This window comes from Shewanella sp. GJ50-10, assembly GCF_055808815.1.
Genome location: NZ_JBVVSS010000001.1, coordinates 3062870 through 3075460 on the forward strand (window position 1 = coordinate 3062870; position 12591 = coordinate 3075460).

The following is a 12591-nucleotide window of genomic DNA, read 5'->3' on the forward strand; positions in this document are numbered from 1 at the left end:
AAAAACAGTTTCAAAAAAACCGCATTAGCCAAATTTATGGTAATGCGGTTTTTTTATGCCCCTTTATTAGCAAATAATTGGGGTTATCTCAGTTTGCTAATAATTCAGTTAAAAAAATAGCCAGCGGCGTCATACCGTTGGCTATTTCATTTTTTGATATTGTCTATGACATTATCAAACTGTGGTTAAGGACGATATACCTTAACGTTACTATAACCTTGCTCGGTTAGGTATAGTGCTTGAAGTTTACTCATCACGCCACGGTCACAATATAGTAAATAGGTTTTCTCTTTATCCAAATCAGCAAACTGAGTCGCTAATTTAAAGAAAGGGATCTTCAAAATCTCTGTATCGTCGATTTTAAGCGGATTTTGCTCTTCTTCATCTTGGGCACGAATATCAATCACTACGTTACCATTATCGATAGCTTCAACCGTTTCAGTTTCGCTAACGGTGGTTTCAACCTTTTCAGCAATCTGTTTAATATCGATAACTACCGCATCATTTACAACGCGATCGATTAAGTCTTCTGTAAATTTAAGCTCTTCGGCTTCAATTTTAGCTAATACCGCTTTTACTGTTGGCTTCTGCGAAATCACGCCGCAATATTCAGGAATCGCCTTAGCAAAATCTTCAGTACCAATTTTACGACTCTCGTTAATGATGTCTTGTTTATCCATAGTGATAAGCGGACGTAAAATCAATAAATCTGTACAGCGGTCAATGACGTTAAGGTTCGTTAGCGTTTGGCTAGAAACTTGGCCTAAACTCTCACCTGTAACCAATGCTTGAATACCGTATTTTTCAGCAATTTTAGTCGCTGCGCGCATCATCACACGCTTTAAGATAACGCCCATTTGGCCGTTATCAATACGTTCTAAAATTTCTTCAACTACTGGTTCAAATGGCACTGTGATGAAGCGCACTTTGTGTGACTCACCGTATTTTTGCCATAAATGGTAAGCAACCTGCTTAACACCAATTTCATGTTGTGCGCCGCCTAAGTTAAAGAAGCAATAATGCGTACGTGCGCCTTTCTTAATAAACTGGTAACTCGATACACCAGAGTCAAAACCACCTGAAATAAGCGACAGTACGTCTTCTTGAGTGGCCATTGGGAATCCACCCAAACCTTCAATGCGGCGTACAACCATATAAAGCTTTTCATGATCGATTTCTAAATTTACCGTCATGTCAGGGTTTTTAAGCTTAACGCCTGTGGCTTCAGTGTGCTGATTTAATCCACCACCAACATAACGCTCAACTTCAATAGAGTTAAAGTCGTGCTTACCTGTGCGCTTAACACGAACACAGAAAGTTTTACCTGCGAGCTCATCTTTATAAACAGGTAAAACTTGCTGGTAAATATCATCAATCGATTCAAAGCTGTATTCATCAACTTGAATGACGTGTGCAATACCTGGAATGCACTCTAAGCGCGCAGAAATAGCATCAATTCTTGCTTGTTCATCACTAGCTACATGGATCATGATGCGATCCCATTGGCGTTGTACTCTTACATCTTCATCGACTTTCTTAAGTACATTGCGAATGTTTGTTTCAAGGATTTTAGTAAAACGCATTCTAACGGTTTTACTTTTCATCATGATTTCTGGGTATAGCTTTACGATAAACTTCATTGGACTTCCGCGGGCATCTGATTCGGTATAAGCCTCATTAACACTAATAATCTGCCGCTTTAAAGTCGTTCTCTTTGGTTATTTGAGAGCTCACTTTTAGCTACATTATTGGTGTAAACAGGCATAAAAAACGATGACTAGTAAGGTGACTAGTCATTTAAGGGCGGGATTATAGCAAAAATTGGCTATTTACCAAACACATTAAATAGCGTTACGCAGACTGTATCCAGTTTGTGTGAGTTAAACGAAACTCAATAAAAAAGCCGCTTAATAAAAGTGCATTACTATTATTAAAACGGCCTTTTTTTGTTCACTTGAAACTTGTTTAAAATCACTAAGCTGTCCGAAAACAGATAAAATCATAAGTAAAACCAAAGCCAAAATTCAATCGTTATTGTTCTGGCGCAGGAATCGCTTCAATCTCTCTAGACTCTTTAGCTTTACCTTGTTCAATGGCAATTTCAACCCGGCGGTTTCGACTTCTATTCTGATTAGAATCGTTTGGCACTAATGGCGCATTTGACGCCATTCCAACCACTTGCATTCTAGATTCATCAAAACCAGTGACTTTAGCAAGCTCGTGCGCCACCGCTACAGCCCGTTTACTGGATAAGTCCCAATTCGAGCTGTAAAGCTCATTACTAATGTGCATACCATCAGTATGTCCCGAGACAGTAATAATCCCTGGCACATCTTTCAGTAAATCACCAATAGAGCGTACAACAGGTTTAAAACGTGGTTGTAAAAATCCAGAACCCGAGGCGAATGAGCCTTTTTCGCGAATACGAATAATAATTTGTTGGCCTAATGATTCAATTTCGATGGCACCATCTACGATTTCTTCATTCAGCTGTTCAGCCATTTTTTTAACTTGATCGTTAATGTTTTCTTGCTCAGATGACGCTTGAGATTGCTGGGCCTGCGCTTGTTGTTGCGCCGTTGCTGCAGCATTACCACCTCTATCTTCACCTTGTTGCTTTTGCACGCCGCCAGCACTTGCATCATCACCCGCTTGATACTCAATGGTTTGCTGGGTCATTTCATTAGTTTGCTGATTGATAATTTCAATCGGGGTTGGGTCCGGTTTACCCGGGCGAAACTCCAGCGCGATGACTGAAGTCCCTTTAGGAATGTCTTTTACTTCTACTTTATTTTGCACACCAAAAGCGTACTTCATTGAACCGGCAATTTGCTTAAACTTCATCACATCCATTTCAGAGAATGCTAGCAGTAGCACGAAGAAACACATCAACAATGACATCAGATCAGCAAAGGTTGCTAACCATAATGGGGCTCCGGGTGGTGGACAATCACACTTGGCTTTCTTAGCCATGAGTTATTCTCCGTCCGTTGTATCAATTTGACGTTGTTTTTCTGATAAATAGTTTTTAAGGAAGCCTTCAATAACGCGAGGGTTTTGCCCATCTTGAATCGCTAATACCGCATCCATAATGAGGTTTCGGTTCAATAACTCTTCAGCCATTCTTAGTTGTAATTTGTCTGCAATTGGAATCGCAATCATATTGGCGATGATGGCGCCATACAGTGTAGTAAGTAATGCTACAGCCATTGAAGGGCCAATAGATTTTGGATCGTCCATGTTTGATAACATGGCAACAAGACCAATCAAAGTACCAATCATCCCCATTGCAGGAGCGACATCACCTAATGATTTAAAAATGCCAACGCCTGTTTTGTGACGCTCTTCAGTCAGTGCAATATCTTTTTCAAGTGCTTCGCGAACCACATCTCCATCATGGCCATCGACTAGCATGTCGACCGCTTTTTGCATAAAACTGTTAGTAATTTGGGCTTCTTCTAATGCTAGGAATCCGCCTTTACGAGCAGCATCAGCCATATTCACCGATTGTTCAATCAAGTCTTCAGGTTTATCAATTTTAAACATAAAGGCTTTGGCGCCAATTTTAACTGCCCCAAGAAATTGCTTTAAATTGTACTTCATCATTACGACGAATAATGAACCAATAAATACGATCATCACTGACGGCACATCAACAAAGATGGAAATACCACCACTGCTGACCATAGACCCAATAATAAAAGCAAAGGCTCCGATCAAACCTATTAGGGTTGCTAAATCCACAATTTCTCCTTGATTGCAGTCTTTAAATGCTGCCGTACTGACTGATAACCATCAACATGATTAACCGCGTTATGAATATCAATGTAACACCCTGAGTGACAGGGATAATAGTTCAAATAACAAAAAAACACTCAATTCGCAGCATTCTAATAAAAAATGACCAGTTGTGATAAAAATTCCATCAATTCTCATTTATAAAACGATTGTTTTAATGAAGAAGAATATTATTAGGCGATTAAGGAAACTGGCATTCGTTATAGTTATCGGTCAAACTTAGCCCAAGTTTAGATATTTTTTATTAATTGTATAATTTTTCAGTCACAAAGCGTGCTATTGAGCAAATAAACTACGACTCAATTTGACCCTTAGCCCGCCCTGATATACCTTGTCCTCCGCACAACAGAAGGAATAATAATTGTGGCAAAAAAACCTGAGAATCTTAGTTTTGAAGAGTCCTTATCGGAGCTTGAAAACATCGTTGCAGATCTTGAGCAAGGTGAAGTCACACTAGACAGTGCCCTCAAACAATTTGAGCGTGGAATTAAGCTGGTTCGTCAAAGCCAGTCCAAGCTTGAACAAGCACAACAGAAAGTATCAATCTTATTGGATGAAGACGATACCAACCTGAGCCCATTTACCGTTGAAGGCGAATAAGCGTGTTAGCCCAAGCAATTGAAAAGTATCAACAACGTGTCGACAATGTTCTACGAAATAAACTCGCTGAACTAGATGATACAGCACCTGAATTGAAAGCAGCCATGACCCATGGCGCTTTATTAGGTGGCAAGCGGATTCGTCCTTTTATGGTCTACAGTATCGGCGAAATGCTAGGTGCAAAAATAGAACACCTAGACAATGCTGCGGCTGCGATTGAATGTATTCATGCCTATTCATTAATTCATGACGATTTGCCTGCTATGGATGATGACGCACTACGTCGTGGTCAGCCTACAGTGCATATCGCTTTTGATGAAGCCACAGCTATCCTTGCTGGTGATGCATTGCAAACACTGGCTTTTGAACTTATTTGTCAGCCAAGTGACGATATTACGCCACCTCAGCAACTCGCTATGGTAACTGCCCTTGCAAAAGCTTCGGGTTACAGCGGAATGTGTGGCGGACAAGCAATTGATCTGAGTTCAACAGATAAGCGTATAAATCTTGAACAGCTAACCCAGTTACATAATAAAAAAACGGGTGCACTTATTAGCTGCGCAGCAGAACTGGCATTAATTGCAGCAAATGCTAACCAAGATGAACAAAAAATGATTCGAGAGTTCGCCGCTAATATCGGCTTAGCTTTCCAAGTTCAAGATGACATTTTAGACATTACTGCCAGTACTGAAGAGCTGGGTAAGCCCCAAGGCAGTGATGAAGAAGCCAATAAGAGCACTTTCCCGCGCTTACTTGGACTTGACGGTGCAAACAAATGCGCCGAACAACTAATTAACGATGCACTATCAGCCCTGGCCAATTTGACCTACAATAGCCAGTTAATTGCAGACTTCGCCCGCTATATCATTGCGCGAAGATTATAAAAGAGACAGTTTATCTCCTTATGAGTTTCGATAATTCTCAATTTCCCGTATTAGCTCAAGCCAATACGCCTGAAGATTTAAAAAAGCTGCCTCAAGGCATGCTGCCACAACTATCTGATGAGTTAAGACAATTCTTACTCAAGTCAGTAAGTAACTCTAGTGGCCATTTTGCTTCAGGACTGGGTACTGTTGAATTAACAGTAGCGCTTCACTATGTCTACAACACGCCATTTGATCGTGTTGTATGGGACGTAGGTCATCAAGCGTATCCGCACAAAATTCTAACTGGTCGCCGCGACCAAATGCACACCATACGTCAAAAAAATGGGTTACATCCTTTCCCTTGGCGTGAAGAAAGCGAGTACGACACTTTTAGTGTTGGCCACTCCGGCACTTCTGTTAGTGCAGCGCTAGCGATGGCTGTTGCTGCTGAAAAAGAGCAAAAAGATCGTAAGGTCGTTGCCGTTATCGGTGATGGTGCGATGACTGGTGGTATGGTGTTTGAGGCCATGAACCACGCGGGCGATCTGCACAATGACATGTTAGTGGTATTAAATGACAACGAGATGTCAATTTCTGAAAACGTGGGTGCGTTAAACAACCATTTAGCTCAGCTAATGTCTGGCCGTTTTTATACCACCATTCGTGAAGGCAGTAAGAAAGTGCTTAAGGGCATGCCTGTCATCAAAGAAATGGCTAAACGTACTGAAGAACACCTTAAAGGTATGGTCGTACCGGGAACCCTATTTGAAGAGTTAGGATTTAATTATATTGGCCCAATTGATGGCCACGACGTTGATTCACTCGTTGAAACCTTGCGAAATATGCGTGACCTTAAAGGGCCGCAAATTTTACATATCATGACTAAAAAAGGTCGTGGATATGAGCCTGCAGAAAAAGATCCTATTGGCTGGCATGCAGTACCTAAATTTGATCACACTCAGTTTAGAAAACCTAAAGCTAAACCGAGTTCACCAACCTTTTCACAAGTGTTTGGTAAGTGGTTGTGTGATGTTGCTAAAGAAGACGAAAAACTGTTAGCCATCACACCAGCCATGCGTGAAGGCTCGGGAATGGTCGAGTTCTCGCAAAAATTCCCTAAACAATACTTTGACGCCGCCATTGCAGAGCAACATGCTGTTACTTTAGGTGCGGGTTTTGCCTGTGAAGGCTTCAATGCTGTTGTCGCAATTTATTCGACCTTCTTACAACGTGGTTATGACCAAATCATTCATGATGTGGCATTACAACGTTTACCGGTATTATTTGCTATTGACCGTGGTGGTATTGTCGGCGCAGATGGTCCTACCCACCAAGGTGCGTTTGATCTAAGCTTTTTACGTTGTGTACCTAACATGGTGATAATGGCGCCGTCTGATGAAGATGAATGTCGCCAAATGCTGTATACCGGTTATCGCTATAAAGATGGTCCAACTGCAGTTCGTTACCCTCGTGGTAGCGCTACAGGTATTGAGCAAACCGAAGAAATGACAAAGATGCCAATTGGTAAAGGGTTGATTAAGCGCCAAGGCGCAAATAATCAAAGCACAAACCAAAGCATTGCCATCATTAACTTCGGTACGACTCTGGCAGCTGCGCTTGAAGCCGCTGAAACTTTAGATGCAACCGTTGCAGATATGCGCTTTGTTAAGCCCCTTGATGAAGCACTGCTGGCTGAACTTGCAAACAGTCATGACATTATCGTAACTCTTGAAGAAAACGCCATTATGGGCGGTGCAGGTAGCGGTGTAATCGAGGCTTTGCAAAAAATGAAAATCATCAAGCCTGTGCTACAAATTGGTTTACCTGATGAATTTATTAAGCACGGCGCACCAGATGAAATCATTCAAGAGTTAAAACTTGATGGCGCTGGTGTACTAGAACAGATCCAACAATATATTGGCTAAAGTTTAATATAAATCAGCCACAAAAAAGGACTGCAATCGCAGTCCTTTTTTATACATTAAATTGGGAAATTCGCTCATCAAACTCCCCAATCAAATATCTTGCAAGTTTTATACTAAAGCCATTTATGCTTGAGTATCTACGCTTGGTCCGCCTTGCGAAACCATAACCATAGCAGGACGCAATAAACGTGAGTTTAACGTGTAGCCTTTTTGCATCACTAGCATAACAGTGTCTTTCGGGTATTCAGCACTTGGTTGCATACCGATAGCCTGATGGTGCTCAGGATTAAATGCATCACCTAGTGGGTTAACCTGTACCACACCAAATTTCTCAACAGAACTTAAGAAACCTTTCATTGTTAGGTCAACGCCTTCAACAATAGCTTTAGTCGCTTCATCTTCAGGATTAACACCTGTTAACGCTCGCTCCATGTTGTCTAACACAGGTAAAAGCTCATTTACAAACTTCTCTAAAGCGAAAGCACGTGCTTTTTCTACATCTTTTGCAGCACGAGTACGGATGTTTGCCGTCTCTGCAGCAGCACGAATTTCAACATCTTTACGATCAGCTAGTGCAGCTTGAGATTCCGCAAGTTGTTGTTCTAATGCTTCAATTTTAAGATTAGCTTGAGTTAACTCATCAACTTCTTGTGTTGCTTCAGCTTCTACTTCTGTTTCAACATCAGTGATTACTTCTGCATCAATTACTTCTTGATCTGCTTTATTCGACTCGTTGCTCATTTTCACTCCAGCTAAAAATGCTTTGTTTCTGATTACTATGGGCATATTATGGGGATCAATTTCTTTGTTTCAAGCCTTTGAGCAAATCAAATACTAATATGACCAAAAAGTTCCAAACAATTGGCCTTATCGGCAAACCACATCACCAAGGTACAAACCTCACTTTGAAGCGTTTGCACCATTGGTTGTCTATGCAAGGCTTTGAGATTTTAGCTGAAGAGCGAGTGGCCTCTGAACTCAAAGTTGATATTGAATCTGTTGATTTAACTGAATTAGGTGAGCGTTGCGACCTAGCCATCGTCGTAGGCGGTGACGGTAATATGTTAGGTGCGGCCAGAGTATTGGCGAGATACGATATTGCAGTGATCGGTGTTAACCGCGGCAACCTAGGCTTTTTGACTGATTTACCGCCAGATAACTTTGAAGAGTCCTTATCTAAAGTGTTAGATGGTCAATACGACACAGAATATCGATTTTTACTTGAAGCTGAAGTTCATCGTCATGGCATGCTCAAATCAAGTAATACAGCAGTGAATGAAGCGGTATTGCATCCAGGTAAAGTCGCTCACATGATCCAGTTCGAGGTTTATATCGATGACCAGTTCATGTACAGCCAACGTGCAGACGGTATGATTGTATCTACCCCGACAGGTTCGACGGCATACTCACTTTCTGCCGGAGGCTCGATTTTAACCCCAAACCTGCAAGCGCTGATATTAGTGCCGATGTTTCCCCATACACTGTCTTGTAGACCTATTGTTGTAGATGCCAGTAGTACTATTAAATTGGTTGTATCGCCAGACAATGGTGAAAATTTAGAAGTCAGTTGTGATGGTCATGTGCATTTGTCAGTACTACCAGGCGATGAGATTTTAATTAGTCGTAGCGAAGATAGATTAAGAATGATTCACCCTAAAGGTCATAATTACTTTAATGTATTACGCGCCAAGTTAGGCTGGGGCAGCAAGCTGTTTTAGCCGCATTTGCTAAAACCGGAACAATCTTCATTTCAAGGTAAAGCTAACTTGAACAGCTGCAAGATTTATTCTGCAATAAGATTTTCACTCAGGAAATGAGTCTTAGCGACTCGTTTCCTGCAGTTATCTATTTTCTAAGGTTATCTATCGGTAGCAGTTAATCTATCGCAAAACATGCTAACAACTGTTGAGTAAGCTTTGTTTCACCTAATGGCGCTAAAGCAATAATCTCGATACGTGAGTCCATGGTTTCATCAAGCTCCATTACAGACAGTTTACTGTCTACCATGTTAAATCCTGCAATGCCTTCTTCGGTTATCATCACCGCTTTCAACCTGACAATATCTTGCTCAATTAATTGATTAATTAACTTTATCAAGGCATCGAAATCAAAGCATAACCTTGGCTCGAATATCCAGCCAATACTATAGGCACCCTCGCCTTCGTTAGCTTTTAACCAGTAACCCAACTGATTGAATTCAATCATCTGCTGTTCAAGCTCTGTACTCGCAGTTGACTGAAATATCGAGGTCGATTGAGGGCTTAACAGCGAGTTTGCCTTTGTCATTGAACCTAACGGCTGCGCTTTTTTAATAACTGGCTTATGGGACTCATTAAGTGCGATAAACAAATTTGCTATGACGTTATCACTGGCTGAACTAATTAAAGATTTATTCGTTTCAAATTGCTCTAAAAATATTCTCAAGTCATCAAGTTCTTGTTGCTCATATAAATCAACCTTACTGGCATAAACAATATCGGCGATTTGCAGTTGCTGATTAAAATTCTCGTTTTCACAATAACGTTCATCCAATATTTTACGCGCATCGACCACACAGACGGTCTGATTCACTTTTAATACTTGTTGATTAAACTCATTAGTGAGCACTTTAAGAATTTCAGCAGGATGCCCTAAGCCTGTTGGCTCAATGAACAATCGATCAGGCTTAGCTTTTTGAATAAGTTGATTAATAGCAACTTGTGTAGGAATACCAGCAGCGCAGCAAAGACAGCCACCAGCAACCTCTTTAATCACAATCTGATCTCCAGTATTTACACCACTAATAAGGCCTGCATCAATTCCAATCTCGCCAAACTCATTAACCAACACAGCCCATGTTTCATTTTCAGGCTTTAACTTGAGTAAAGACAAAATAAGGCTGGTTTTACCAGCTCCTAAAAAGCCAGTAATAATGTTGGTATTAATACGTTTGAGGATCACGCTGCAACTTCCTTGTTCTAGAGTAGCTAAATAAAAGTTTACTTGGATTTTTTAGCGTACTTACCTTGACGAGTTGGCTTCGCTTTATCACTACCTCGATTGCCACTTGGTCTTTTATGCTTAAAAGATTTTTTAGGTTTTGCAGCTTCAACTTCACGATACCTTGCAGGTAAAGGCGCTCCAGCTTCATAACCTGGCTGAATATGAATATCTATTTGAGAATTAATTAATGCTTCAATATCTGCTAATAAATCCATTTCATTTTGTGCCACTAACGATATTGCTTCGCCAGTTAAGCCAGCACGGCCAGTTCGTCCAATGCGATGGACATAATCTTCAGGTTCAGGTGGTAATTCAAAATTAATCACCAATGGCAATGCTTCAATATCTAAGCCTCTAGCTGCCAAATCAGTCGCTATCATGACTCTAAGTTTGCCTGACTTAAACTCCTCTAGCGCTCTGTTCCTTGCACCTTGAGTTTTATCACCATGAAAAACAGCAGCTTTAATGCCATCTAATTTCAATTCTTTTAAAAGATGTTCAGCCGTTTCTTTCATGCTGGTAAACACCATAACTTGCTGCCAATTATTACGGCCAATAAGTTCTGACAATAACTCCGCTTTGCGTCTTTTATCCACTTGGAACACCGATTGAGAAACGGTATCTGCTGTCGTTTGATTTGACACATGCACAAACTCAGGTTCATTTAGCATTTTTGCCGCTAAGCTTTTTACCGCTTCTGAATAAGTTGCTGAAAACATCATGGTTTGATGCTGGCGATTAACTAAACGCTTTACCTTTTCAATGTCTTTAACAAAGCCTAAATCCAGCATACGGTCAGCTTCATCTATCACTAGGTGAGTGACAAACGATAAATCCAATTCATGTTGACCAATAATGTCAAATAAGCGACCAGGCGTAGCAACAAGGATATCTACGCCTTTAGTTAACGCTTTACGCTGAGGATTAATACTCGCACCACCATAAACAGCAACGCTTTCAAACGGAAGAAACTGAGCGTAATTGACAATATTTTGTTCAATCTGAATCGCAAGCTCACGAGTCGGTGTCATGATCAATACGCGCAGCCTTTGCCAAGCAGTTTTATTATCTTGCTCACTAAGCTGTTGTTCTAATAAGGACAGTAACGGTAATGAGAAAGCCGCAGTCTTACCTGTTCCAGTTTGCGCACTGGCTAGAATATCTTTTCCATCAATGGCCAATGGCATCACAACTTGCTGCACTGGCGTCATGCTGTCATAACCACAAGCCGTTACTGCATCTAATATAGGCTGTGAAAAGCCAATTGAATCAAAAGTCATATGTTTCTCTAATTTACACTACCAATAATGGCGTCATTGTAACGGTTAAAGCCTATTTTTGCGATTTATTCGCAAGGTTTAAAGTTGTTCCCCTTAAACACAGAAGTAATATCAAATTTGCCATTTAGCGATGTTTTAATGTGTAACTATTATCTTCACTATGACTTTAACTATTCTTTATTAGCTCCTATTAACCATTGGGAAATGATTAATCACCCTTTTCGAAGTAACAGTTTGTATCTTGCGCTATTTCCTATTGCAATCAACACCCCATTTGAGCAACATAAGCGCTACAAAAACAAAACAATAAAGGCCTAAAATGAAATTGTTGTACCCTTTGCTATTTGCACTGACTTTATCAGCCTGCGGTGGAAGTTCAGATTCAAGCTCTCCAGCTCCTGTCGACCCAGATCCCGTCCCACCTGTAGAAGATATTGAGCTAAGTGCCGATATTTGTTACTTGATGTCTACAACACTTGGGGATATGACTCTAGCAATAGATACAACCAATACCCCTATCACAGGGCAAAACTTTAAACGTTATGTTGATGATAAATTTTATGATGGCACGATATTCCATCGCGTTATTCATAATTTTGTTTCTCAAGGTGGTGGATTTACCTCAGGTTTGGTTGAAAAACCTGGTTATGATCCAATCGAACTTGAATCAAATAAAGGGCTAACAAACGCTCATTATACAATTGCAATGGCAAGAACAAACGTTGCTAACTCAGCCACCTCACAGTTTTACATTAATGCGTTAACTAATACTGACCTTGATTATCAAAATAGCACGAGTCCTGGTTACGCAGTCTTCGGTCAAGTCATCGAAGGATTAGATGTGGCTGACCAAATCAACATTACCAGCACGAGTAACGATGTGCCTGTTACAGACATTGTCATCACTAGTGTAAGTGAAGCGAATTGCCCTGCGATGTAAACGTCTTAAAAATTTCTAATTAAAACACTTTAAATGCCTATAACTAATTTAGTTATAGGCATTTTTATTTCCTACATAAATATGCGTTAGTTCAAACCTAAATGGCAAAATTAGCGCTACCTCCCTATTTGGTATTAAAACTACAAAATCAAACAAAACAAGTATGAATATATGATTTTCATCACAAAAAGCAGTGCGTT

The 12591-nt window shown here is 40.5% G+C and carries 11 protein-coding genes; 5 read left to right on the forward strand and 6 right to left on the reverse strand.

Features of this window, described 5'->3' with window-relative positions:
• Positions 1-185: 185 nt before the first annotated feature.
• The 3 genes from thiI to pomA all read right to left on the reverse strand — a co-directional run bounded on the left by thiI (position 186) and on the right by pomA (position 3744).
• Positions 186-1640: a tRNA uracil 4-sulfurtransferase ThiI gene (gene thiI, locus AC0L4E_RS12895; RefSeq protein ID WP_473679506.1), complete on the reverse strand. Its 1455-nt coding sequence runs from the start codon at positions 1638-1640 to the stop codon at positions 186-188.
• A gap of 391 nt (positions 1641-2031) precedes the next feature.
• The gene (locus AC0L4E_RS12900) at positions 2032-2973 is read right to left on the reverse strand and encodes a flagellar motor protein MotB (protein ID WP_473679507.1); all 942 of its coding nucleotides are present in this window, start codon (positions 2971-2973) and stop codon (positions 2032-2034) included.
• Between the two features lie 3 nt (positions 2974-2976).
• Positions 2977-3744: a flagellar motor protein PomA gene (gene pomA, locus AC0L4E_RS12905; protein ID WP_248983975.1), complete on the reverse strand. Its 768-nt coding sequence runs from the start codon at positions 3742-3744 to the stop codon at positions 2977-2979.
• 417 nt (positions 3745-4161) lie between these two features.
• Between pomA and xseB the strand changes: the two genes are divergently transcribed.
• Genes xseB through dxs form a run of 3 tightly spaced genes read left to right on the forward strand, consistent with a single transcriptional unit; the run spans position 4162 to position 7189 of the window.
• A complete protein-coding gene (gene xseB / locus AC0L4E_RS12910) occupies positions 4162-4398 on the forward strand; it encodes an exodeoxyribonuclease VII small subunit (RefSeq protein WP_102529053.1) in 237 nt (78 codons plus the stop codon).
• Positions 4399-4400: 2 nt separating this feature from the next.
• Positions 4401-5282: a (2E,6E)-farnesyl diphosphate synthase gene (ispA, locus tag AC0L4E_RS12915; RefSeq protein ID WP_473679508.1), complete on the forward strand. Its 882-nt coding sequence runs from the start codon at positions 4401-4403 to the stop codon at positions 5280-5282.
• A 20-nt stretch (positions 5283-5302) separates the two neighbouring features.
• A complete protein-coding gene (gene dxs, locus AC0L4E_RS12920; protein ID WP_473679509.1) occupies positions 5303-7189 on the forward strand; it encodes a 1-deoxy-D-xylulose-5-phosphate synthase in 1887 nt (628 codons plus the stop codon).
• A gap of 123 nt (positions 7190-7312) precedes the next feature.
• Here the strand turns inward: dxs and grpE are convergent, their stop codons facing one another.
• The gene (grpE, locus tag AC0L4E_RS12925) at positions 7313-7930 is read right to left on the reverse strand and encodes a nucleotide exchange factor GrpE (protein WP_220754826.1); all 618 of its coding nucleotides are present in this window, start codon (positions 7928-7930) and stop codon (positions 7313-7315) included.
• Positions 7931-8028: 98 nt separating this feature from the next.
• On the opposite strand from grpE, the gene nadK reads away from it, so the two are divergent.
• Positions 8029-8907 (forward strand): NAD(+) kinase, encoded by an 879-nt coding sequence (nadK, locus tag AC0L4E_RS12930; RefSeq protein ID WP_220754827.1) that lies wholly within the window; start codon positions 8029-8031, stop codon positions 8905-8907.
• 157 nt (positions 8908-9064) lie between these two features.
• Here the strand turns inward: nadK and AC0L4E_RS12935 are convergent, their stop codons facing one another.
• Together AC0L4E_RS12935 and AC0L4E_RS12940 are read right to left on the reverse strand one after the other, a co-directional pair.
• Positions 9065-10129: a CobW family GTP-binding protein gene (locus tag AC0L4E_RS12935; RefSeq protein WP_473679510.1), complete on the reverse strand. Its 1065-nt coding sequence runs from the start codon at positions 10127-10129 to the stop codon at positions 9065-9067.
• Positions 10130-10167: 38 nt separating this feature from the next.
• Complete coding sequence (locus AC0L4E_RS12940; RefSeq protein WP_473679511.1) at positions 10168-11451, reverse strand: DEAD/DEAH box helicase; 1284 nt, start codon at positions 11449-11451, stop codon at positions 10168-10170.
• Between the two features lie 319 nt (positions 11452-11770).
• On the opposite strand from AC0L4E_RS12940, the gene AC0L4E_RS12945 reads away from it, so the two are divergent.
• The gene (locus tag AC0L4E_RS12945) at positions 11771-12391 is read left to right on the forward strand and encodes a peptidylprolyl isomerase (RefSeq protein ID WP_473679512.1); all 621 of its coding nucleotides are present in this window, start codon (positions 11771-11773) and stop codon (positions 12389-12391) included.
• Positions 12392-12591: the final 200 nt, after the last annotated feature.

Bases quoted from the DNA above. Each gene is read 5' to 3' on its own strand.
- dxs (WP_473679509.1), top strand. From the start codon at position 5,303: ATGAGTTTCGATAATTCTCAATTTCCCGTATTAGCTCAAGCCAATACG.
- grpE (WP_220754826.1), bottom strand. From the start codon at position 7,930: ATGAGCAACGAGTCGAATAAAGCAGATCAAGAAGTAATTGATGCAGAA.
- AC0L4E_RS12900 (WP_473679507.1), bottom strand. From the start codon at position 2,973: ATGGCTAAGAAAGCCAAGTGTGATTGTCCACCACCCGGAGCCCCATTA.
- AC0L4E_RS12940 (WP_473679511.1), bottom strand. From the start codon at position 11,451: ATGACTTTTGATTCAATTGGCTTTTCACAGCCTATATTAGATGCAGTA.
- nadK (WP_220754827.1), top strand. From the start codon at position 8,029: ATGACCAAAAAGTTCCAAACAATTGGCCTTATCGGCAAACCACATCAC.
- AC0L4E_RS12945 (WP_473679512.1), top strand. From the start codon at position 11,771: ATGAAATTGTTGTACCCTTTGCTATTTGCACTGACTTTATCAGCCTGC.
- thiI (WP_473679506.1), bottom strand. From the start codon at position 1,640: ATGAAGTTTATCGTAAAGCTATACCCAGAAATCATGATGAAAAGTAAA.